The 21,833-nt window shown below is 59.4% G+C and carries 20 protein-coding genes; 8 read left to right on the forward strand and 12 right to left on the reverse strand.

What is annotated here, in order from left to right; genetic code table 11:
- Positions 1–49: 49 nt before the first annotated feature.
- Positions 50–475, reverse strand: coding sequence for a DUF4399 domain-containing protein (locus KW849_RS24390; RefSeq protein WP_218431600.1), 426 nt, complete (start codon positions 473–475; stop codon positions 50–52).
- A 135-nt stretch (positions 476–610) separates the two neighbouring features.
- Here KW849_RS24390 and KW849_RS24395 point away from each other — a divergent pair, with 135 nt between their 5' ends.
- Positions 611–1,195 carry a transporter substrate-binding domain-containing protein gene (locus KW849_RS24395; RefSeq protein WP_218431601.1) on the forward strand — a complete coding sequence of 195 codons (585 nt, stop codon included), beginning with the start codon at positions 611–613 and terminating at the stop codon, positions 1,193–1,195.
- A 125-nt stretch (positions 1,196–1,320) separates the two neighbouring features.
- Here KW849_RS24395 and KW849_RS24400 read toward each other — a convergent pair whose 3' ends face one another.
- The gene (locus KW849_RS24400; protein WP_218431602.1) at positions 1,321–1,806 is read right to left on the reverse strand and encodes a DUF523 domain-containing protein; all 486 of its coding nucleotides are present in this window, start codon (positions 1,804–1,806) and stop codon (positions 1,321–1,323) included.
- A 2-nt stretch (positions 1,807–1,808) separates the two neighbouring features.
- On the reverse strand, positions 1,809–2,441 hold the full coding sequence (locus KW849_RS24405) for a 2OG-Fe(II) oxygenase (protein ID WP_108217116.1): 633 nt from the start codon (positions 2,439–2,441) through the stop codon (positions 1,809–1,811).
- A 108-nt stretch (positions 2,442–2,549) separates the two neighbouring features.
- On the opposite strand from KW849_RS24405, the gene KW849_RS24410 reads away from it, so the two are divergent.
- A complete protein-coding gene (locus KW849_RS24410; RefSeq protein ID WP_218431603.1) occupies positions 2,550–3,302 on the forward strand; it encodes a DUF2059 domain-containing protein in 753 nt (250 codons plus the stop codon).
- Positions 3,303–3,378: 76 nt separating this feature from the next.
- Here KW849_RS24410 and KW849_RS24415 read toward each other — a convergent pair whose 3' ends face one another.
- Complete coding sequence (locus KW849_RS24415; protein ID WP_218431604.1) at positions 3,379–4,326, reverse strand: alpha/beta hydrolase; 948 nt, start codon at positions 4,324–4,326, stop codon at positions 3,379–3,381.
- Between the two features lie 96 nt (positions 4,327–4,422).
- Between KW849_RS24415 and KW849_RS24420 the strand changes: the two genes are divergently transcribed.
- Both KW849_RS24420 and KW849_RS24425 read left to right on the forward strand, forming a co-directional pair.
- Positions 4,423–5,004 (forward strand): DUF6436 domain-containing protein, encoded by a 582-nt coding sequence (locus KW849_RS24420; RefSeq protein ID WP_108217119.1) that lies wholly within the window; start codon positions 4,423–4,425, stop codon positions 5,002–5,004.
- A 100-nt stretch (positions 5,005–5,104) separates the two neighbouring features.
- Positions 5,105–7,504: a penicillin acylase family protein gene (locus KW849_RS24425; RefSeq protein ID WP_218431605.1), complete on the forward strand. Its 2,400-nt coding sequence runs from the start codon at positions 5,105–5,107 to the stop codon at positions 7,502–7,504.
- Positions 7,505–7,649: 145 nt separating this feature from the next.
- On the opposite strand, the gene KW849_RS24430 is transcribed toward KW849_RS24425, so the two are convergent.
- A complete protein-coding gene (locus tag KW849_RS24430; protein ID WP_218431606.1) occupies positions 7,650–8,615 on the reverse strand; it encodes a GlxA family transcriptional regulator in 966 nt (321 codons plus the stop codon).
- Between the two features lie 289 nt (positions 8,616–8,904).
- Here KW849_RS24430 and KW849_RS24435 point away from each other — a divergent pair, with 289 nt between their 5' ends.
- Positions 8,905–9,546, forward strand: a complete 642-nt coding sequence (locus tag KW849_RS24435; protein ID WP_218431607.1) for an HD domain-containing protein — start codon at positions 8,905–8,907, stop codon at positions 9,544–9,546.
- 129 nt (positions 9,547–9,675) lie between these two features.
- Here KW849_RS24435 and KW849_RS24440 read toward each other — a convergent pair whose 3' ends face one another.
- The 7 genes from KW849_RS24440 to KW849_RS24470 all read right to left on the reverse strand — a co-directional run bounded on the left by KW849_RS24440 (position 9,676) and on the right by KW849_RS24470 (position 18,097).
- Positions 9,676–10,566 carry an ABC transporter permease subunit gene (locus tag KW849_RS24440; RefSeq protein WP_218431608.1) on the reverse strand — a complete coding sequence of 297 codons (891 nt, stop codon included), beginning with the start codon at positions 10,564–10,566 and terminating at the stop codon, positions 9,676–9,678.
- Complete coding sequence (locus KW849_RS24445) at positions 10,563–11,444, reverse strand: ABC transporter permease subunit (protein WP_191622238.1); 882 nt, start codon at positions 11,442–11,444, stop codon at positions 10,563–10,565. Before KW849_RS24445 ends, KW849_RS24440 begins: the two co-directional genes overlap by 4 nt.
- Before the next feature lie 35 nt (positions 11,445–11,479).
- Positions 11,480–12,622 carry an ABC transporter ATP-binding protein gene (locus tag KW849_RS24450; protein WP_218431609.1) on the reverse strand — a complete coding sequence of 381 codons (1,143 nt, stop codon included), beginning with the start codon at positions 12,620–12,622 and terminating at the stop codon, positions 11,480–11,482.
- Between the two features lie 50 nt (positions 12,623–12,672).
- Positions 12,673–13,770, reverse strand: coding sequence for a polyamine ABC transporter substrate-binding protein (locus KW849_RS24455; RefSeq protein ID WP_108217126.1), 1,098 nt, complete (start codon positions 13,768–13,770; stop codon positions 12,673–12,675).
- Positions 13,771–14,033: 263 nt separating this feature from the next.
- Entirely contained in the window at positions 14,034–15,143 is a 1,110-nt protein-coding gene (locus KW849_RS24460; protein ID WP_218431610.1) for a polyamine ABC transporter substrate-binding protein, read from the reverse strand.
- 171 nt (positions 15,144–15,314) lie between these two features.
- On the reverse strand, positions 15,315–16,679 hold the full coding sequence (locus KW849_RS24465) for an aspartate aminotransferase family protein (RefSeq protein WP_218431611.1): 1,365 nt from the start codon (positions 16,677–16,679) through the stop codon (positions 15,315–15,317).
- A 59-nt stretch (positions 16,680–16,738) separates the two neighbouring features.
- The gene (locus tag KW849_RS24470; protein ID WP_218431612.1) at positions 16,739–18,097 is read right to left on the reverse strand and encodes a glutamine synthetase family protein; all 1,359 of its coding nucleotides are present in this window, start codon (positions 18,095–18,097) and stop codon (positions 16,739–16,741) included.
- A 667-nt stretch (positions 18,098–18,764) separates the two neighbouring features.
- Between KW849_RS24470 and KW849_RS24475 the strand changes: the two genes are divergently transcribed.
- The 3 genes from KW849_RS24475 (at position 18,765) to KW849_RS24485 (ending at position 21,832) form a co-directional block, all read left to right on the forward strand.
- Positions 18,765–20,141 (forward strand): glutamine synthetase family protein, encoded by a 1,377-nt coding sequence (locus KW849_RS24475; protein ID WP_218431613.1) that lies wholly within the window; start codon positions 18,765–18,767, stop codon positions 20,139–20,141.
- A 209-nt stretch (positions 20,142–20,350) separates the two neighbouring features.
- Positions 20,351–21,103 (forward strand): carbonic anhydrase, encoded by a 753-nt coding sequence (locus KW849_RS24480; RefSeq protein WP_218431614.1) that lies wholly within the window; start codon positions 20,351–20,353, stop codon positions 21,101–21,103.
- Between the two features lie 90 nt (positions 21,104–21,193).
- Complete coding sequence (locus KW849_RS24485) at positions 21,194–21,832, forward strand: TetR/AcrR family transcriptional regulator (RefSeq protein WP_218431615.1); 639 nt, start codon at positions 21,194–21,196, stop codon at positions 21,830–21,832.
- The last annotated feature ends 1 nt before the right edge of the window (position 21,833 follow it).

Genomic DNA, 21,833 nt, shown 5'->3' on the forward strand with positions numbered 1-21,833 from the left:
GAGCTTGCGTGTAATAAAAAGGGAGCCCCTGCGAAGGGGCTCCCTTTTTTTATTTCACATTGACGGTGATCTTCTCGGAAACGATCGGCGGCTCGAACGGTATGTGGTTGCTATCGCCCAGTTCAAGCTGCAGGGTGTGTTTGCCCGGCGTGAGCGTTATTTCAGCCTGGGTCTGCGCACCGCCGAAATGCAGGTGGTTGGCATCCTTGGGGATCGGCGTACCGGCGGCTGGCAGCTTATCGACGTCGATCAGCACGTGATGATGACCGGTGTTCTTGGTGGTATCGCCCGCCGGTGCCAAGGCAATGTTCTCGACCGCGAACTTGACGACGACGGTCTGTGGAATCGTCGCACCGTCCTCGGGAGAAACAATGGACACTTCGGCGCCTTTCGGAGCCGGCGTTGCAGCACTAGCCAGCACCGAAACACCCATCAACAGGCCAGCCAAAGCAGCACGTGACATAAAGGTTTTCATTCTCTTCTCCAGTTTTTCCGTAAAATTCGCGTGGTCATGACAACTTCATGGCCATTTGTTGTCGAAGGCACTCGACAACCATAGCAAAGCGAGCCTGAATCAGAGGGTCGCGATAAAAAATTCAAAGGAGTGACCATGCGCTTTCTGCCTGGCCTGATCTGCCTGCTACCCCTTTTGAGCCCCTTGGCTCACGCCGAACTGATTGATGACATCAACGACCGGGGCGAATTGCGTATTGCCGTTGAAGCCAACACCCCTCCATTCAATTTCAAGGATGACGACAAACTCACCGGTTTCGAAGTCGAGCTGGGCCAACTGCTGGCAAGTGAACTCGATGTCCGGGCCGACTTTGTCGTCACCGACGGCAGCGATCTGCTGACTGGCGTCGAAAGTGGCAAATACGACATCGCCATCAACCACATAGCAGCGACCCCGGACCTCCAGGATCGTTTCGATTTCAGCGAACCTTACGTTCAAACACATGCGCAATTGATCGCGCAAAAAGAACAGCCGCGCTCCATTCTGCTGGTGCAGTCGCTGACAGAAGAGAAGCCTAAAACCAACCCGGCCGTGAGCCTGGCGATTCCGTTTCAAAAGGGTAATCCGGCGTTCCATGCCAGCCTGGAAAACGCGCTGCAGCGGATCAAGGATGATGGGCGACTGCAAGCGCTGGAGCAGAAGTGGTTGGGGGCAGATGCGGGTGTGGTGCCGAAGCCTTGAGCCACTGCATGCAAACCCCGTAGGAGCGAGCCTGCTCGCGATGGCGGCCTGACATTCAACATCAATGTTGACTGGACTGGCCTCATCGCGAGCAGGCTCGCTCCTACAGTGTCTTGTGTTGCTCGTTAATCGAGTGTTGCCAACGCCTGCGTCGCCTCCGCCAACTCCAGCTCGCTGAACACCTGCACCCCATGGCGACTGAGCAACGCCGCCGTCACGCCCTCGCCACTGACCTTCACACCACTGAATGTCCCGTCATAGGTCAGCAGATTGCCGCAGGACGGGCTGTTGGCCTTGAGGATGGCGATGCGGATGCCATGCTTGCGGATCAGCTCAAGTGCCTGATACGCCCCCGACAAAAACTGCGCACTGACATCCTCGCCCTCGGTAGTGATCACCAGCGCCTGGCCGTCGAGAACTTGCGCGCCCTGCCCGCCCGGAATTTCCGCCGCCGCCCGTGGCGTCGGCAAGCCGCCGGCGACCTCTGGGCACAAGGGTACGACCCGACCTTCATCAAGCCACTGCGCAAGCTGATCGAACGGCCCGCTGGCCCCGCCGTCGTAACGAACCCGGTGGCCCAACAGGCAGCGGCTGACGAGAATTTTCTGCATGATCAGAACGGCTCGTTACCACGCCGGCGGAACCAGCCGGTCAGCGACAGGCGATCCCGGGTCGCGGGCAGGACTTCGTGGGGAACCTCTGCGGAGAGAAACACCACCAGGCAGCCGCCGATAGGTTGCACGTCTTGGACACGATCATTGTCGAGGTACATGCGCAATTGGCCGCCGTGCTCGGGAAGCCAGCCGTCATTGAGGTAAACCACCGCCGAAACCATGCGCCGGTCGTCATCGCGAAAGCGGTCGACATGCTTCAAGTAAAAGGCACCGGGCGGGTACATCGCAAAATGGCTTTCGAAATCCTCCAGGCCAAGAAACAGACCGCGATTGATCGCCTCGCGCAGGCTGCCCATCAATCTCAGGTAGCTGTCGCAAGCCTCAGCCTGGCCGGGGTCGATCCACTGGATATGGTCGCCACGAATCCCTTCGCGGATCTCCGATGACGGCCCACGCCCCACGGCAGCCGGAGCCAGCTCACCCTCGACAGCACGCTTGCGACACTCGGCCGCCAGCGCCTGGGTCAGATCCAGAGGCAGGAAAATATTCTGCTGCGACCAACCGTGCTCGGCCAGATCGTCGACGATTCGTAACAGCAGTGGGTGATCAGAGGATATTTGCATGCCGCGCATAGTATTCCTGTACCCGGAAATCCGACAGAGCCGCGCAGCGGGCTGATACGAATTCTCGACAAGTACGGATGCCGCACGGAGAATAGTCGCCTGCTGACTGGAGTCCCTATGCGCCGTTTGCTTTTATCACTGCTGATATTCTGCGTATTGCCCGCCTGGGCAGACGGCCACGACCAGTTGTACAAGGTCGCCGGCTGGCCGGAACAACGCGCGCATTTCAACGACGCCCTCTCGGCTGCTCAGCAACGCTACCAGGGCAGCCTGCCTCCAGCGGTGTTTCAGGCACTGGTCAATAACAGCAATCAGCGTTTTTCCGCCCAGGCCGTGGACCAGCGTGCCGAAGCGCAATTGCGCAATAAGCTCGCCAATCCCAAACCCGCGCTGACGTTTTTCCAATCGCCCCTGGGCAAGAAAATCGTCGCCGCCGAGCTGCTGGCGACCCGTCGCGACCAACTGGCCAAAAACGCCAAGGGTCTGCCGAAAATGCAGGCCAGCGACAGCCGCCTGCTGATCATCGGCCATTTGGCACAAGCCCTGCCCGCACGCGAGGCCGGCGCGGAAGTCAGCCTGGCGATTGCCGGCGTCGCCGCTGATAGCTTGAGCTCGATGATTCCCGGGCTGCTCGGTGCCGGTCAGGCACAGGGCATGCTGAACGGACAACGTCAGCGCCTGATGGACCAGATCGGCAGCGACCTCAACAACACGCTGTTGTATGTCTATCGCGACCTGTCGGACGACGAGCTGGAAGAGTTCGCAACCTTTGCCGAATCGGCGGAAGGCCAGGCTTATTATCAGGCCGCATTGGCTGCGATTCGGGCGGGGTTGGCGGTGGGGCAGAGCAATTCGAACCTGACCCAGTAAAAAAGATCGCAGCCTTCGGCAGCTCCTACAAACGCTCTGTAGGAGCTGCCGAAGGCTGCGATCTTTCGATTTTGACTCATCGATATTGCCGGCTCATCCGCCTGGTCAAAAACCCGAAATACTCCTGCCGCATCACCAACGTTTCATTCGCCAGATGATGCCGTGCCTCGGGCAGCATCAGCACCTGCGGCCGATCAAACTTGCCCCGCAAAACGTCCAGGTTGTGCTCCCAATCCACTGTCATGTCGGCCTGGCCCTGCACGATCAGCGGCCGCCGCGTGCTCGTGGGTGCGGCTTCGATACGCTTGATCCAGCGTGCCAATGCGCCCACCCAGGCTGTCGGCAGGCGAAGCGGCTGCAACGGATCTGCTTGCAGGAATGGCAAAAACGCCGGGTCGTTGGAGTTCTCGCTGAAACGCCGGGCGATGGCTTTGACGAAAGGCTTGAGCAGGTAGTAACTCAGTTGTGACCAACCCCACGCCCGCGGCCGCACCAACGGCGACAGCAGAATCACCTGACCCTGGGCCGGGCTGTTCGCCCCCGCATTCAACACATGATCGATCACGATCGCCCCGCCGGTACTCTGCCCGCACAAGTGCCACGGTTGCGGCAAGTCGAGGGATTGCGCCTCGCGGAACAAGCCCTGCAACGCGTCCTGATATTCGGCGAAATCCTTGATGCTCGCCCGTTCGCCACTGGACAAGCCGTGCCCCGGCAAGTCGCAGGCAATCACCGCAAAGCCCTGGTCCAGCGCCCACTCGATCACATGCCGGTAGAGCCCGATGTGATCGTAGAAACCGTGGATGACAAACAGCGTCGCCTTCGCCCGCTCGGGCCACCAGACCTGGCTGACCAGCTCATAACCATCGACCTCGAACCGCCCAAGGCCACTGCGCACCTGACGCTGCGCAAAATCCAGCCCGTAGAATCGCTGGTAAGCCTGCGCCTGTGCTGACAACGGCTGCCCGGCTGCCAGAGGCAGCAAGCTGGCGCGTAGAAGATCAGGGTCGAAAGTAGCCGGCATGGACGATTCCAGAACGTGAAACGGACTTTATAGGCCTGCGATATTCATCTGTCGCGGCAAGCATGGCAAGCTAGCCGACCTTCGAGGATTGAACCGATGCGTCCGCCCTTTCGCGCCACCCTGTTTGCCTGCCTGCTCGCCGTGGTGTGTGCCGGCGTGTTGTGGGCGGCCTACGACTGGTTCCAGGGGCGTTACCTGCGCACGTTCAGCGAGCACACGGCGATGTTTTCGGGGGATCCGCTGCGCCTTCCCGAATCCCTCGCCGGCCCTGGCGCCATCCGCCTGGTGCATTTCTGGGACCCGGCCTGCCCGTGCAATGTCGGCAATCAACAACACCTGACCGAACTGGTCGAGCGCTATGTACCCCATGGCGTGGAATTCTATGTCGTGCAAAAACCCGGTAGCCACGGCCAATTGCCGGGCACCTTGAGCAGCCTCAAATCCATCGACATCCTGCCCGGCTCCGAACAGGTCCCCGCCAGCCCGGCCGTGGCGATCTGGGATCGCAGCGGCAAACTGGCGTACTTCGGCCCGTACAGCGAAGGCCTGACCTGTAATTCCAGCAACAGCTTTATCGAGCCGATTCTGCAGGCGCTCGATGAAGGTCGTGCGGTGAGTGCCACGCATACATTGGCTGTGGGGTGTTACTGCCCGTGGCCTGTCGATCCCGCGAAGTAGGCAAAGACCTGGTAATACGAATCCCTCCTACGGGCGATGCGCCATATCGGCGCGCCGTGTTACACAGTGGCGCCAGGAATCACAATAACAAGGAGTCACCATGAAACGCAGCCTGACCGCTCTCGCTCTGCTGATCGTCGTGCTGACCGCCGGGGCCGGCGGGTACCTCTACAGCAAGCAGCCGTCACGCCAGGGCATGGTGGAACTGCAACATCTGCAAGGCTCCGTCACCGTGCGCTACGACGAGCGTGGTGTTCCGCATATCCGTGCCGACAACGAAACCGACCTGTACCGTGCCCTCGGCTACGTCCATGCCCAGGACCGCCTGTTCCAGATGGAGGTCTTGCGTCGCCTGGCCCGTGGCGAACTGGCTGAAGTGCTCGGGCCGAAACTGCTCGACACCGACAAACTGATGCGCAGCCTGCGCATTCGCGAACGCGCCGAAACCTACTTCGCGAACCTCGACAAGCAGTCGCCCTCCTTCATCGCCATGCAAGCCTATCTGGACGGCATCAACCAGTATCAGGACAGTCACGCAAAACCCCTGGAGTTCGACGTGCTGGGTATTCCAAAACGCCCATTCACGGCCCAGGACACCATCAGCATCGCCGGGTACATGGCCTACAGTTTTGCCGCGGCATTTCGTACCGAACCCTTGCTGACATTCGTGCGCGATCAACTGGGGCCTGAATACCTGAACATCTTCGATCTCGACTGGCAGCCAAAAGGCATGCTCAACGGGACCGCCCCCTCATTGGCCAGCGCCGACTGGAAAGACCTCAACGCCCTCGCCCGCCTGAGCGAACAAGCCTTGGCTGACAACGGCCTGCCACAGTTCGAGGGCAGCAACGCCTGGGTCGTCGCGGGCAGCCGGACCCAAAGCGGCAAGCCGCTGCTGGCGGGCGATCCGCATATCCGTTTTTCTGCGCCGTCGGTGTGGTACGAAGCGCAGCTCTCGGCGCCGGGCTTTGAACTCTACGGCCACTATCAGGCCCTGATGCCGTTCGCCTCCCTGGGCATGAACCACGACTTCGGCTGGAGCATCACCATGTTCCAGAACGATGACCTCGACCTGATCGCCGAGAAGGTCAACCCGGACAACCCCAATCAGGTCTGGTATCGCGGCAAGTGGGTAGACATGACGACCAGCGAGCAGCAGATCGCGGTCAAGGGCCAGGCGCCAGTCACCCTGGTGTTGCGTCAATCGCCCCACGGCCCGATCGTCAACGATGCCCTGGGCAGCGGCGGCGGCAAGACACCGATTGCGATGTGGTGGGCGTTTCTCGAAAGCCAGAACCCGATACTCGAGGGTTTCTATCAGCTCAATCGCGCCGACACCCTGGCCAAGGCCCGCGGTGCCGCGGCAAAAATCCAGGCTCCGGGCCTGAACGTTGTCTGGGCGAATGCCAAGGGTGACATCGGCTGGTGGGCAGCGGCGCAATTGCCCAAGCGCCCGGTGGGGGTTCGCCCGTGGTTCATCCTCGACGGCAGCACCGCCGAGGCGGACAAGGATGGCTTCTACCCGTTCAGCGCCAACCCCCAGGAAGAAAACCCGGCGCGGGGCTACATTGTCTCGGCCAACTTTCAGCCGGTATCACCGACCGGCATGGAGATTCCCGGTTACTACAACCTTGCCGATCGTGGCCAGCAACTCAATCGTCAGCTCAGCGACAAAGCGCTCAAATGGAACCTGGAAAACAGCCAGCAGCTGCAACTGGGCACCACCACCGCCTATGGCCCGCGCCTGTTGGCACCGCTGTTGCCGGTGTTGCGCGAAGTGCTGAGCGATCCCGCCGAACTCAAACTGGTGGAGCAACTGGCCCAGTGGAAAGGCGATTACCCGCTCGACTCGATCAGCGCCACGCTGTTCAACCAGTTTCTGTTCAACCTGACTGACGCGACGATGCACGATGAGCTGGGTAACGACTTCTTCGAAACGCTGCTCTCGACCCGGGTGATCGACGCCGCGTTACCCCGCCTGGCCGCCAGCGCAGATTCGCCGTGGTGGGACAACCGCACCACCCTCGACAAGGAAACCCGTGCCGACATAGTGAAGGCCGCCTGGCAAGCCAGCATCGCGCACCTCAAGACCATCCTAGGCGCAGACTCCGCGCAATGGCAGTGGGGCAAGGCGCACACATTGACCCATGGCCATCCGCTGGGGCAGCAAAAGCCGCTGGACCTGATCTTCAACGTCGGCCCCTTCGCCGCACCCGGCACCCATGAAGTGCCGAACAACCTCTCGGCGAAGATAGGCCCGGCTCCGTGGCCCGTCACCTACGGCCCTTCGACCCGGCGCCTGATCGACTTCGCCGACCCAGCCCACAGCCTGACCGTCAACCCGGTCGGCCAGAGCGGCGTACTGTTCGACAGTCACTATGATGATCAGGCCGAGGCCTACATCGAGGGGATGTACTTCCAGGCGCATCTCAATGACGAAGAAGTCACGGCCAATACCCGCAGTACCTTGAAGCTGTTGCCGGCGCGGGCTGTGCCATAGATTTTTGCTGGCCGGGCCGGCCCCATCGCGAGCAGGCTCGCTCCTACAGGTTTTTCTGGTGTTCACAAAATTTGTGTTCGACAGCGATCCCTGTAGGAGCGAGCCTGCTCGCGATGGGGACCTGACAGACAACAACAATGTCTCCTCAAACCATCGCCGCAAAATTCAACCGAAACTGCTGCGGCGTCACCCCCAGCCTGCGATTGAACACACTGCGCATGTGCTGGGCATCGCGGAAGCCGCACTGATAGGCCACAGTCTTGAGCGGCGCGCGGGTGCTTTCGAGCATCACCCGCGCCGCATCGACCCGTGCACGCTCGACAAACTCGGCCGGGGTGATTTTCGCTTCCCTGGCGAACACCCGGGAGAAGTTGCGTGCACTCATATTGGCGGCATTGGCCAGGTCGGCGATGGTCAAATCTCCCGTCAGGTTGGCCAGCACGTAATGCTGGACCATCGCCACCGCCGAATCCGGTTCGGCGTGAGGCACAAGGAACGGGCTGAATTGCGATTGCCCGCCCGAACGCTGGGTGAACACCACCAACCGCTTGGCGACATTCAGCGCCACTTCCGGCCCGTGATCCTGGCCCAGCAGGTACAGGGACAGATCGATGCCCGCAGTGACCCCGGCCGAGGTGAACAGCTCCCCGTCCTCAACATACAGTCGATCCGCCTCCACCCGCGACGAGGGACACAACACCGCCAGATCCGATGCGTCCTGCCAATGCGTGGTGACCGTGCGCCCCTCCAGCAACCCGGCCCTGGCGAGAATGAACGCGCCATTGCAGATCGAGCCAAAGCGCTTGGCCCGCGCGCAGGCATCGCGCAACCAGGTGTCGAATGCCACACCGAAACTCATGAACGGCAACTGCGGCCCGCCAGCCACCAGCAACAGGTCATACGGCTCCAGCGCTTCGCTGAAATGTCGATGGGCATTGAGTGCCAAACCGTTGGAGCACGCCATCATTCCGCGCTCGACGCCGATCACCTCAAGACGATAGTGATCCTGCGGGGCAAGGAAACGATTGGCCTCGGAAAACACATCCATGGGCCCGGTGACATCCAGTGACTGGACGCCGGCGAACACCACGATAGCTACGGTTTTACTCATGACGTGAATCGCCCTCCAGGGATCTGATTGCACCATCTCCTGTAGGAGCGAGCTTGCTCGCGATGTACACAAGAGTGCCGCGCTCATCCAGGCAGCCCCCGCCATCGTTGACGTCCATCGCGAGCAAGCTCGCTCCTACAGAGACTGCGTGCACCCTAGCCAATCCACAAGCAACAAGCGAGGTTGGCGCGATATGCACGCTCATTGGCCGGGATCGCAGCCATGGATCGATTGTCCGGTTTCGGGGGCCGGAACAGACTGAAACCCTCATCACGAAGAGGAGAACTCCATGAGCACCACCATCGCCGGCATCAAGATCCCCGACAGCGCACTGGCCAAGGCCACCACCGAATACATCCGCGACATCGAGTCCGACCTGCTCTACCACCACTCGCGCCGGGTCTTCCTGTTCGGTGCACTGAGCGGTAAGCGCAAGCGATTGGCCTACAACCCGGAGTTGCTGTACGTCGGCGCGATGTTCCATGACCTGGGCCTGGTGCAAGGTCATCGCAGTGAAAACGAACGCTTCGAAGTCGATGGAGCCAATGCGGCAGCCGCATTTCTCAAGCCGTACGGATTGAGCGATGACGACATCGAACAGGTCTGGCTATCGATTGCCCTGCACACCACACCGGGCGTGCCTCAGCACTTGCGGCCCACCGTGGCGCTGGTCACGGCGGGCGTCGAGATGGACGTGCTGGGCATGGACTACGCCGCGTTCTCCAGCGTGCAGCGCGAAGCAGTGGTGCATGCGCATCCACGGGGCGAGGGATTCAAGGAGTGCATCATCTGCGCGTTTGCCGACGGTTTGCGCCATCGTCCGCAGACTACATTCGGTAATGTGAAGACCGATGTGCTGGTGGATCAGGAGCCGGGGTTCAAGCCGATGAACTTCGTCGAGGTCATCCGCAAATCCCCCTGGACTGCATAAAAACCGTGTAGGAGCGAGCTTGCTCGCGAAGGTGTGTCAGCCGAGGCAAGGTGACTGACACACCTTCGCGAGCAAGCTCGCTCCTACAGAGGGATCGGGTTGGCCACAAGGGCCAACCCGACTTCAGGCTCAAGCCGCTTCCGGTGCCTGTGCGCGACGCACGTCCGGTTGCTTCCATGAATCGGCTGCCGCTTCTTCGATCGCTTGCTGGATCGCACGCTTGCGGCTTTCTTCGGCACGACGGCTGAAGAACCAGACCATGAAGGTCACGATCGACACCGCCAACAGGATCAGGCTGGCCACGGCGTTGATCTCGGGCTTCACGCCCAAACGCACCGCCGAGAACACTTCCATCGGCAGGGTCGTGGAACCCGGACCCGACACGAAGCTCGCCAGCACCAGGTCATCCAGCGACAGGGCGAAGGACATCATGCCGCCCGCTGCCAGCGATGGGGCGATCATCGGGATGGTGATCAGGAAGAACACCTTCCACGGCTTCGCGCCCAGGTCCATGGCCGCCTCCTCGATGGACAGGTCCAGCTCGCGCAAACGCGCCGAGACCACCACCGCCACATAGGCCGCACAGAACGTGGTGTGGGCGATCCAGATGGTGACGATGCCGCGTTCCTGCGGCCAGCCGATCAACTGCGCCATGGCCACGAACAGCAGCAACAGCGACAGACCGGTGATCACCTCAGGCATGACCAGTGGCGCGGTGACCAGGCCACCGAACAGGGTGCGGCCCTTGAAGCGCGTAATGCGCGTCAGGACGAACGCCGCCAATGTACCCAGTGCCACCGCCGCCACCGCCGTGTAGCAGGCGATTTCCAGCGAGCGCACCACCGAGCCCATCAACTGGCTGTTGTCGAGCAGGCCGACGTACCACTTGATCGACCAGCCGCCCCACACCGTCACCAGTTTGGAGGCGTTGAACGAGTAGATCACCAGGATCAGCATCGGCGCGTAGATGAATAGCAAACCCGCTATCAGCATGAAACTTGAGAAACGGAAGCGCTTCATTCCTTGCCCTCCATTTCTTTGGCCTGACTACGGTTGAACAGAATGATCGGAACAATCAGGATCGCCAGCATCACCACCGCCAGGGCAGACGCCACCGGCCAGTCACGGTTGTTGAAGAACTCCTGCCAGAGCACTTTACCGATCATCAGGGTTTCCGGACCGCCCAGCAGTTCCGGGATCACGAATTCGCCCACCACCGGGATGAACACCAGCATGCAGCCTGCGATGATGCCGTTTTTCGACAGCGGCACGGTGATTTTCCAGAAGCTGTTGAAGGTGCTCGAACCCAGGTCCGACGCGGCTTCCAGCAGGCTCTGGTCGTGCTTCACCAGGTTGGCGTACAGCGGCAGGATCATGAACGGCAGGTAGGAATAGACCACGCCGATGTAGACCGCCAGGTTGGTGTTGAGGATCTGCAGCGGTTCGTCGATCCAGCCCATGCTCATCAGGAAACCATTGAGCAGGCCGTTGTTGCTGAGAATGCCCATCCACGCATAAACGCGGATCAGGATCGCGGTCCAGGTCGGCATCATGATCAGCAGCACCAGCACCGTCTGCACTTCCTTGCGGGCAACGGAGATGCCGTAGGCCATCGGGTAGCCGATCAGCAGGCAGAGGATGGTGCTGAAAAGCGCCATCTTCAACGAGCCGAGGTAAGCGGCGATGTACAGCTCGTCACCGGCCAGCATCGCGTAGTTGCCCAGGTTAAGCAGCAACTGCAGCTTCTGCTCGGCGTAGCTGTAGATTTCAGTGTACGGCGGAATGGCGACGTCCGCTTCGGCGAAGCTGATCTTCAGAACGATGAAGAACGGCAGCATGAAGAACAGGAACAGCCAGATGAAAGGAACTCCGATGACCATCTGACGGCCACCGGGAATTATTCGATTGAGACGGCGTTTGAGTTTGCGCATGTTCATGAGCGAAGTACCACGCCGCTGTCGTCTTCCCAGTACACGTAGACTTGATCACCCCAGGTTGGACGCTGCCCGCGACGCTCGGCGTTGGCCACGAACGACTGCACCAGCTTGCCGCTTGGCAGTTCGACATAGAACACCGAATGGCCGCCGAGGTAGGCGATGTCGTGCACCTTGCCGCTGGACCAGTTGTACTGGCAGGTCGGCATGTTGGCGGTGACCAGCAGTTTTTCCGGACGTATCGCGTAGGTAACCGACTTGTCCTGCACCGAAGTGCTGATGCCGTGGCCGACATAGATCTGACGATCCAGGTCCTTGCAGGTAATGATCGCGTGGCCTTCGGCGTCGTCGATCACTTCGCCTTCGAAGATGTTCACGTTGCCGATGAATTCGCAGACCAGGCGGCTGGTCGGGGTTTCGTAGATGTCGATCGGGCTGCCGATCTGGGCGATCCAGCCCAGGTGCATGATCGCGATGCGCTCGGCCATGGTCATGGCCTCTTCCTGGTCGTGGGTCACCATCACGCAGGTCACGCCGACGCGCTCGATGATTTCCACCAGCTCCAGCTGCATTTGCGAACGCAGCTTCTTGTCCAGTGCGCCCATCGGTTCGTCGAGCAGCAGCAATTTCGGACGCTTGGCCAGGGAACGGGCCAGGGCCACGCGCTGACGCTGGCCGCCGGACAACTGATGCGGCTTGCGCTTGGCGTACTGGCTCATCTGTACCAGCTTGAGCATGTCGGCCACCCGCGCATCGACTTCAGCGGCGGGCAGCTTGTCCTGCTTGAGGCCGAAGGCGATGTTCTGCGCCACGGTCATGTGCGGGAACAAGGCGTAGGACTGGAACATCATGTTGATCGGCCGCTCGTAGGGCGGCATGTCAGTGATGTCTACGCCATCGAGGAAAATGCGCCCCTCCGTGGGCCGTTCGAAACCTGCGAGCATGCGCAGCAACGTGGACTTGCCCGATCCCGAGCCGCCGAGCAGGGCGAATATTTCGCCTTTCTTGATTTCCAGGGACACATCGTCCACGGCAATCGTCTCGTCGAACTTCTTCGTGACCCGGTCGATTTTGACCAGCACCTGTTTAGGTGACTGGTCGCCCTCGAGGGCTTTCTTATAGGCGCCGGAGGCAACTGCCATTTACGAAACTCCCAACAAAATTTTCAGTTCGCTCAAGGTGAGCCTTGAAACTATTTACCCGACTTGACCTTGGTCCAGCTGCGGGTCATCAAACGTTGAATATTCGGCGGCAGCTCGATGGACACATAAGTCTTGTCGAGCACCGCTTGCGGTGGATAAACCGCTTCGTCGGTGCGAATGGACTGTTCCATCAGTTTGTCCGACTTAGGGTTTGGGTTGGCATAGCCGACGTAATCACTGACCTGGGCAATCACCTCAGGCTTGAGCAAATAGTTGATGAAGGCATTGGCCTGCTTCACGTTGGCCGAGTCCTTCGGAATCGCCAGCATGTCGAACCAGAGCGCGCCGCCCTCTTTCGGGATCGAGTAGGCGATGTTCACGCCTTTCTTGGCTTCTTCGGCGCGATTCTTCGCCTGGAAGATGTCGCCAGAGAAGCCGATCGCCACGCAGATGTCGCCGTTGGCCAGATCCGCGATGTATTTCGAAGAGTGGAAGTAGGTCACGTAAGGTCGCACTGCAAGCAACTTGGCGGTGGCCTTTTCGTAGTCCTTGGGATCGGTGCTGTTGGCATTCAGGCCCATGTAGTTGAGCACTGTCGGCATCATTTCATCGGCGGAGTCGAGGAAGGCTACACCACAGCTTTGCAGCTTCTTGATATTCTGCGGCTCGAACAGCACGCCCCAGGAATCGATCGTGTCGACGCCCAGCACAGCCTTGACCTTGTCGACGTTGTAGCCAATGCCATTGGTGCCCCACAGGTACGGCACGGCGTACAGGTTGCCCGGATCGTTCTGTTCCAGGCGCTTGAGCAACACCGGGTCGAGGTTCGAATAATTCGGCAGCTGCGACCTGTCGAGCTTCTGGAATGCCCCGGCCTTGATCTGTTTGCCGAGGAAGTGGTTCGACGGCACGACCACGTCATAACCGGTACGCCCGGCCAGCAACTTGCCTTCCAGGGTTTCGTTGGAATCGAAGACGTCATAAACCGGCTTGATACCGGTCTCTTTCTGGAAGTCGGCCAGGGTGGTCTCACCGATGTAGTCCGACCAGTTATAAATATGCACGGTGCCGGCGGCCTGGACACTGACAGCAATCGTCAGCCCGGCGCCGACCAGCATGGCTTTGCGCAAGAAAGAAAAAACAGGCAAGTGGAGGTCCTCTGAAATTAGTTGGGCCCAAGTTGCCCCGCGCTACATGACAACCGTGGTTGCCCGGCAACAAAACCGGCGCGCAACTTACCCTCGAAAAACCGTTCCAGCAAAACTTTTATGCAGATACCACGACCCTTGTAGGAGCGAGCTTGCTCGCGATGGCCGTCAACGATAACGCGTTGTGCCTGACACCCCGCGGCGTTTCGGTTTTTTTCGCGAGCAATCGAACGTCGACCGGCTGCTCCTACAAGGTTTACTTATTATTTACCGGATTTGATCTTGGTCCAGCTGCGGGTCAATTCCCGCTGAGTCGCCGCTGGCAGGTCGGCGATGGCATACAACTTGGCCAGCACATCGGCTGGCGGGTAGATGCCTGGATCGCTGGTGATGTCTTTGTCGACCAGAGCCGTTGCAGCGGCGTTACCGTTCGGGAAGCGTACGGCGTTGGTGATACCGGCCATGACTTCAGGCTTCTGCAGGAAGGTCATGAACTTGTAGGCGCCCTGAACGTTCTCGGCATCCTTGGGAATCGCGACCATGTCGTAGAAGGTGCCAGCGCCTTCTTTCGGAATGGCGTAGCTGACTTTGACCTTGTCACCCGCCTCTGCGGCACGGGACTTGGCCTGCTGAACGTCACCCGAGTAGCCAACCGCTACGCAGATGTTGCCGTTAGCCAGGTCCGAGATGTACTTGGACGAGTGGAAGTAGGTGATCGAAGGACGAATCTTGAGGAACAGATCCTCGGCTTTCTTGATGTCTTCTTTCTTCTGGCTGTCGGTTGGCAGGCCCAGGTAGTGCAGCGCGACCGGGATCATTTCGGTCGGCGAATCGAGGAAACTCACACCGCAACCCTTGAGCTTGGCAATGTTTTCCGGTTTGAGCAGCACGTCCCAGGAGTCGATGGTATCGACGCCCAACGCGGCCTTGACCTTCTCTGGGTTGTAACCGATGCCGATCGAGCCCCACATGTACGGGAAGGCGTGCTTGTTGCCAGGGTCACTGACCGAAACGGCCTTGAGCAGATCCTGGTTCAGGTTTTTCCAGTTAGGCAGCTTGGACTGGTCCAGCTCCTGATATACGCCGGCCTTGATCTGCTTGGCCAGGAAGTTGTTCGATGGCACGACCACGTCGTAGCCGGACTTGCCCGCCAGCAGTTTGGCTTCCAGGGTCTCGTTGCTGTCGAATACGTCGTAAACGACCTTGATCCCCGACTCTTTCTCGAAGTTCGCGATGGTGTCCGGAGCGATATAGTCCGACCAGTTGTAGACGTGCAACACCTTGTCGTCCGCCTGAACCGCACCCGCCATCATGCCCGCGACGGACAGGGCGAGAAGTGTCTTGCCAGCAAGCTTTTTACCTAATGCCTTCATGCGTCATGCTCCAAATTTTTCTTTTTTGAACCACTTTGTTCAGCGGCCGAACCCTGACAACTGGAACTGCGGCTAGTCTGGCAAGATCCGAGGCGGTCTTTCAAGAAAAGACCGGCCTTTGTGACAGCTTTGAGCGAGAGCGCCGCAGCTCCCTCGCTCAGAGCCTAGCACTTAGCCCTGCAATGCACTCAGGGTCAGGTCAAGGCACTTGCGAGCCTTGGTTACCAGTTCATCGATTTCCGCCGGCGTGATCACCAGTGGCGGAGCGATGATCATGGTGTCGCCGACTGCGCGCATGATCAGGCCGTTGTCGAAGCAGAACTGACGGCAGATCATGCCGACGCCCTTGCCCTCGTAACGCTTGCGAGTGGCCTTGTCCTGGACCAGTTCGATGGCCCCCAACAACCCGACCCCACGAACTTCACCCACCAGCGGGTGATCGTTCAGTTCCCGCAGACGCTTTTGCAAATACGGTGCCGTTTCTGACTTCACGCGCTCGACAATTTTTTCGTCGCGCAGGATACGGATGTTTTCCAGCCCCACAGCCGCCGCCACCGGGTGCCCGGAGTAGGTGAAACCGTGGTTGAAGTCACCGCCCTCGTTGAGCACGTCCACCACTTCGTCTCGCACGATCAGGCCGCCCATCGGGATGTAGCCCGAGGTCAGGCCCTTGGCGATGGTCATCATGTCTGGCTTGAGGCCGTAGAAATCGCTGCCGAACCACTCGCCAGTACGACCGAAACCGCAAATCACTTCGTCCGCCACGAACAGGATGTCGTATTTGGCGAGGATTTCCTTGATGCGCGGCCAATAGGTCGCTGGCGGAATGATCACGCCACCGGCACCCTGGATCGGCTCGGCAATAAAGGCACCGACGTTGTCGACGCCGACTTCCAGAATCTTTTCTTCCAGCTGGTTGGCCGCCCAGATACCGAATTCTTCCGGAGTCATGTCGCCGCCTTCGGCGAACCAGTACGGCTGGGCAATGTGGACGATGCCCGGGATCGGCAAGTCGCCCTGTTCGTGCATGTACGTCATGCCACCCAGGCTCGCGCCAGCCACAGTGGAACCGTGGTAGCCGTTCTTGCGGCTGATGATGACTTTCTTTTTCGGCTGGCCCTTGATCGCCCAGTAGTGACGAACCATACGCAGCATGGTGTCGTTGCCTTCAGAGCCGGAACCGGTGAAGAACACATGGTTCATACCCTCTGGCGCGATGTCGGCGATAGCCTTGGCCAGTTCCAGTACCGGCGGGTGCGCGGTCTGGAAGAACAGGTTGTAGTAAGGCAGTTCGCGCATCTGTTTACTGGCGGCATCGGCCAGTTCATCGCGACCATAACCAATCGCAACACACCACAGGCCGGCCATGCCGTCGAGGATCTTGTTGCCTTCGCTGTCCCAGAGGTAAACGCCCTTGGCGTTGGTGATGATCCGCGGGCCTTTCTCTTTCAGCTGCTTGAAGTCGCTGAACGGAGCCAGGTGGTGATCATTGCTCAGGATTTGCCATTCACGGGTTTGCGGATTGTTGCTGGTCATACGGATCTCCTAAAACAATCAGGTGAAGGCGCCGCCAGGCAGCGGCGGCGCCCGGCGTATCAGACGGCAAAGAGCAGGAATTCCCTTTCCCACGAACTGATCACGCGCTTGAAGTTTTCATGCTCGGCCCGCTTGACCGCGACGTAGCCAGTGATGAAATTTTTGCCCAGGTAACGCTCGATGATCGCGCTGTTTTCCATGCGTTCCAGCGCGTCTTCGATGGTCAGCGGCAGGCGCAGGTTGCGGCGTTCATAACCACGACCCACCACCGGCGCACTCGGATTCAGGCCTTCGACCATGCCGATGTAACCGCAGAGCAGGCTCGCGGCAATCGCCAGGTACGGGTTGGCATCGGCGCCCGGCAGGCGGTTTTCCACCCGACGGTTCTGTGGCCCGGCATCCGGCACCCGCAGGCCCACGGTGCGGTTCTCTTCGCCCCACTCCACGTTCACTGGCGCCGAAGTGTCCGGCAGGAAACGGCGGAACGAGTTGACGTTGGGTGCGAACAGCGGCAACAGCTCGGGGATGAGTTTCTGCAGACCACCGATGTGGTGCAGGAACAGCTGGCTCATGGTCCCGTCTTCATTAGAGAAGATGTTCTTGCCCGTCTCGATGTCGATGATGCTCTGGTGCAAGTGCATGGCACTGCCCGGCTCGCCGGTCATCGGCTTGGCCATGAAGGTCGCTGCGACGTTGTGCTTGAGCGCGGCCTCGCGCATGGTGCGCTTGAACACCAGGATCTGGTCGGCTAGGGACAAGGCATCGCCGTGACGGAAGTTGATTTCCATCTGTGCCGTGCCGTCCTCGTGGATCAGCGTGTCGAGGTCCAGGTCCTGGAGTTCACACCAGTCGTAGACGTCTTCGAACAGCGGATCGAATTCGTTCGCTGCTTCGATGGAGAACGACTGACGACCGGTTTCCGGGCGACCGGAGCGGCCGATCGGCGGTTGCAGCGGGTAATCCGGGTCGTCACTGCGCTTGGTCAGGTAAAACTCCATTTCCGGCGCCACGATCGGCTGCCAGCCTTTGTCGGTATAGAGTTTCAGGACTTTCTTGAGCACGTTGCGTGGCGACAGCTCGATCGGGTTGCCTTGCTTGTCGTAGGTATCGTGGATGACGATGGCGGTCGGCTCGATGGCCCACGGCACCAGGTACACCGCGTTCTGGTCGGGACGGCAGATCATGTCGATGTCGGCCGGGTCGAGCAGTTCGTAATAGATGTCGTCTTCGACGTAATCGCCGGTCACTGTCTGCAACAGCACGCTTTCTGGCAGGCGCATGCCTTTTTCGGCGATGAATTTGTTGGTCGGCGAAATCTTGCCCCGGGTAATGCCGGTCAAGTCGGCGATCATGCATTCGACTTCTGTGATCTTGTGGTTTTTCAACCAATCGGTGAGCTGGTCGAGGTTGTTACTCATAAATGCCTCTAGGCTTGAGTTGTCTGACCCTTTTAAGGTCAGGCATTGTTTGACGCATCGGCGTCGCGTTGTAGAGCGTTTGCGCGGAAGATTATCGTGCTTGCCGACACGGCTGCAGAAGGCGGGCGTGCAGAATCGCGAGCGGTGCCCTGTACGATGGTCAGGCCGCTATTGTGAATCGGTTCTATATTGAATGGAGTAACCGTAATGGGGGTGCCATCGCGACCGTCCAGAATATCGGACGGGGACGGTCGAACCATCAGGGACGCAAGGATCACCGGAACCGCTGAGGCCACGGAACGGACGGGCGTGTCATCACTGATGTGATAAACATGCCGACCGACCTGTCTTGAGCAGTCAGTGACGCCGATTATCGGCAGGCGAGACATGAAGCACCCCGGTATTATTGCTGTTATGGGTTTGATTCGAGCTTAGCCTTGTTCATTTTTTTACACAACACCCCCGTAAAAAATACAACACGGCCCGCTCAAGCCTGCGGGCGCCACAGGGGCCAAGGGCATAAAAACGCCCCAAATCGCCTCAAAAAAGCCACACGAGCGCTTTTTTAGGGCAAAAAAGGCCTCGCTTGACTTCGGCATGCCGTTCGGGTTGACTGGAATCTGAAAAGATCAATGATTGATATTTTTAACAACAAAGGTGTTGCATCATGTCGGTACCCCCGCGTGCCGTTCAGCTTAACGAAGCGAACGCGTTCCTTAAGGAACATCCTGAGGTTCTGTACGTTGACCTTCTGATTGCGGATATGAATGGTGTGGTGCGCGGCAAGCGCATCGAACGCACCAGCCTCCACAAGGTTTACGAGAAAGGCATCAACCTGCCGGCCTCTCTATTTGCTCTGGATATCAATGGCTCGACGGTGGAAAGCACCGGTCTGGGCCTGGACATCGGTGATGCTGACCGAATCTGCTATCCAATCCCCGATACCCTATGCAACGAGCCATGGCAGAAGCGCCCGACCGCGCAACTGCTGATGACCATGCACGAACTCGAAGGCGAGCCATTCTTCGCCGACCCGCGTGAAGTGCTGGCCAATGTGGTACGCAAGTTCGACGAAATGGGCCTGACCATCTGCGCCGCGTTCGAACTGGAGTTCTACCTGATCGACCAGGAGAACGTGAACGGTCGTCCGCAACCCCCTCGCTCGCCGGTTTCCGGCAAACGTCCGCACTCGACACAGGTCTACCTGATCGACGACCTCGACGAATACGTCGACTGCCTCCAGGACATCCTCGAAGGTGCCAAGGAGCAAGGCATCCCGGCCGACGCCATCGTCAAGGAAAGTGCCCCGGCGCAGTTCGAAGTGAACCTGCACCACGTGGCCGACCCGATCAAGGCCTGTGACTACGCGGTCCTGCTCAAGCGCCTGATCAAGAACATCGCCTACGACCATGAAATGGACACCACCTTCATGGCCAAGCCGTATCCGGGCCAGGCGGGTAATGGTCTGCACGTCCACATCTCGATTCTCGACAAAGACGGCAAGAATATTTTTGCCAGTGAGGATCCCGAGCAGAACGCCGCACTGCGTCACGCGATCGGCGGTGTGCTCGAGACCCTACCGGCGCAGATGGCCTTCCTCTGCCCGAACGTCAACTCGTACCGCCGTTTCGGCGCACAGTTCTACGTGCCGAACTCGCCGTGCTGGGGCCTGGATAACCGTACCGTGGCGATTCGCGTACCGACCGGTTCGCCAGACTCGGTGCGCATCGAACACCGTGTAGCCGGCGCCGATGCCAACCCGTACCTGCTGATGGCGTCGGTCCTGGCAGGCGTGCACCACGGTCTGGTCAACAAGATCGAACCGGGCGCCCCGGTGGAAGGCAACAGCTACGAGCAGAACGAGCAGAGCCTGCCGAACAACCTGCGCGATGCACTGCGCGAGCTGGACGACAGCGAAGTCATGGCCAAGTACATTGATCCGAAATACATCGATATTTTCGTGGCCTGTAAAGAGAGCGAGCTGGAGGAGTTCGAACACTCCATCTCCGACCTCGAGTACAACTGGTATCTGCATACTGTGTAATCAGTTGCCGTTGTAAAAAAACGCCGCCGGCCTCACAGCCTGCGGCGTTTTTTTATGGGTTCATTCCAGCTGAATGATGACTGGCATTTTCGGGACAACTCCTACATAACCATCAGACAGTGATTACATCGATTGCCTCCCAGCAAGATCAAACTTCAGGGTCCCGAGATTTGATCCGGTTGCCCCTCCAAGTGTTGAGTTTTGCATTTATGACTAAAATTCTATTAGGTACAGCCATTACCTTGATCGCCGCTGGTTTGTGCGCCACTGCCTGGGCCAAAGCCCCCAATACCGCCCCATGGAGTTACGCAAGCCCCTCTGGCCCTGAAAACTGGGGCAAACTGAAAAGCGAATACAGCCTTTGCAAGGCTGGGCAAGAACAGTCACCGATCGACATTCAAAACGCGTTCAAGTACCCATTCAAACCGGTGTCCTTCAACTATCGCCCAAACAAAGTTACCGTACTGAACAACGGCCATACGATTCAGGTGTCTGCGCCAAATTCAGGTAGTGTCTCCCTGCCCTCCGGTACGTTCTCTCTCGTGCAAATACACTTCCATACACCTGCTGAAGAAAAGATTCAGGGCCGCACTTATCCATTGGGCGTGCATCTGGTTCACCGCAATGACGCAGGCGAACTGGCGATTATTGCCTTGATGTATGAAGAGGGCGCACACAACACGGCACTGGAACCGATCTTCGCCGCCATGCCCAGGAATGCGGGTGGCAGGGTCACCTTGAACAAAGCGAACATTGCCGATTTATTGCCTGAAAACCACAACGCCTATGCCTTCATGGGTTCACTTACAGAGCCACCGTGCACTGAAGGTGTACGGTGGAACGTGCTGACGACTGCGGTGCAATTGTCCCAGGCACAACTGGAGGCTTTTCGAGCGATATATCCAATGAATGCTCGCCCAATCCAACCCTTGAACAATCGTAGCGTGGTGGTTGGTAACTGAGTCATCGGGACGACCAAGCGAGGCGGTGAGTCAATACAGACAAGGGGCGGGTCGACTCGTACAATGCCCGCTGCCCCGCAGGAGACCCCGATGACACGCGTAGCCACCCCCCGCAAACCCCGCGCACGCAGCCAGGCCCGGATCGATTCGATTCTCGATGCGGCCCGCACGCTGTTGGCCACCGAGGGCGTGGCCAGTCTGTCGATCTACAGCGTCGCCGAGCGCGCGGAGATCCCGCCCTCCTCGGTCTACCACTTCTTCGCCAGCGTGCCTGCCCTGCTCGAAGCCTTGACCGCCGACGTCCATGCGGCCTTCCGCGCCTGCCTGCAAGCCCCCATCGATCACCTGGCCTTGAATGGCTGGCGCGATCTGTCGCGACTGGTGGAACAACGCATGCTCGACATCTACGCAGAGGACGCCGCCGCTCGCCAACTTATTCTGACCCAACATGGCCTGACCGAAGTCACCCAGGCCGACCGCCAGCACGACATCGAACTGGGCGACCTGATGCACAAACTCTTCGATCATCACTTCGAGCTGCCGAAGCTTCCCGACGATGTCGATGTGTTTGCCCTGGCCATGGAACTGGGTGACCGGGTGTATGCGCGCTCGGTGCAACAGCACGGGCAGATCACGCCGCGCATGGCCGAGGAAGGAATGCGGGTTTTTGATGCTTACCTGGGGTTGTACCTGCCGCCTTACCTGCCCAAGCGCACCCTCGGCAACTGAT

This window comes from Pseudomonas sp. PDM26, from assembly GCF_019219185.1.
GTDB lineage: Bacteria > Pseudomonadota > Gammaproteobacteria > Pseudomonadales > Pseudomonadaceae > Aquipseudomonas.

What these genes read in the sequence shown, in the direction of transcription:
- KW849_RS24485 (WP_218431615.1), top strand. Translation starts at nt 21,194, where the DNA reads ATGACACGCGTAGCCACCCCCCGCAAACCCCGCGCACGCAGCCAGGCC.
- KW849_RS24400 (WP_218431602.1), bottom strand. Translation starts at nt 1,806, where the DNA reads ATGCAGAAAATTCTCGTCAGCCGCTGCCTGTTGGGCCACCGGGTTCGT.
- KW849_RS24460 (WP_218431610.1), bottom strand. Translation starts at nt 15,143, where the DNA reads ATGAAGGCATTAGGTAAAAAGCTTGCTGGCAAGACACTTCTCGCCCTG.
- KW849_RS24475 (WP_218431613.1), top strand. Translation starts at nt 18,765, where the DNA reads ATGTCGGTACCCCCGCGTGCCGTTCAGCTTAACGAAGCGAACGCGTTC.
- KW849_RS24410 (WP_218431603.1), top strand. Translation starts at nt 2,550, where the DNA reads ATGCGCCGTTTGCTTTTATCACTGCTGATATTCTGCGTATTGCCCGCC.
- KW849_RS24465 (WP_218431611.1), bottom strand. Translation starts at nt 16,679, where the DNA reads ATGACCAGCAACAATCCGCAAACCCGTGAATGGCAAATCCTGAGCAAT.
- KW849_RS24425 (WP_218431605.1), top strand. Translation starts at nt 5,105, where the DNA reads ATGAAACGCAGCCTGACCGCTCTCGCTCTGCTGATCGTCGTGCTGACC.
- KW849_RS24415 (WP_218431604.1), bottom strand. Translation starts at nt 4,326, where the DNA reads ATGCCGGCTACTTTCGACCCTGATCTTCTACGCGCCAGCTTGCTGCCT.
- KW849_RS24440 (WP_218431608.1), bottom strand. Translation starts at nt 10,566, where the DNA reads ATGAAGCGCTTCCGTTTCTCAAGTTTCATGCTGATAGCGGGTTTGCTA.
- KW849_RS24435 (WP_218431607.1), top strand. Translation starts at nt 8,905, where the DNA reads ATGAGCACCACCATCGCCGGCATCAAGATCCCCGACAGCGCACTGGCC.
- KW849_RS24480 (WP_218431614.1), top strand. Translation starts at nt 20,351, where the DNA reads ATGACTAAAATTCTATTAGGTACAGCCATTACCTTGATCGCCGCTGGT.
- KW849_RS24430 (WP_218431606.1), bottom strand. Translation starts at nt 8,615, where the DNA reads ATGAGTAAAACCGTAGCTATCGTGGTGTTCGCCGGCGTCCAGTCACTG.
- KW849_RS24390 (WP_218431600.1), bottom strand. Translation starts at nt 475, where the DNA reads ATGAAAACCTTTATGTCACGTGCTGCTTTGGCTGGCCTGTTGATGGGT.
- KW849_RS24470 (WP_218431612.1), bottom strand. Translation starts at nt 18,097, where the DNA reads ATGAGTAACAACCTCGACCAGCTCACCGATTGGTTGAAAAACCACAAG.
- KW849_RS24405 (WP_108217116.1), bottom strand. Translation starts at nt 2,441, where the DNA reads ATGCGCGGCATGCAAATATCCTCTGATCACCCACTGCTGTTACGAATC.
- KW849_RS24420 (WP_108217119.1), top strand. Translation starts at nt 4,423, where the DNA reads ATGCGTCCGCCCTTTCGCGCCACCCTGTTTGCCTGCCTGCTCGCCGTG.
- KW849_RS24450 (WP_218431609.1), bottom strand. Translation starts at nt 12,622, where the DNA reads ATGGCAGTTGCCTCCGGCGCCTATAAGAAAGCCCTCGAGGGCGACCAG.
- KW849_RS24395 (WP_218431601.1), top strand. Translation starts at nt 611, where the DNA reads ATGCGCTTTCTGCCTGGCCTGATCTGCCTGCTACCCCTTTTGAGCCCC.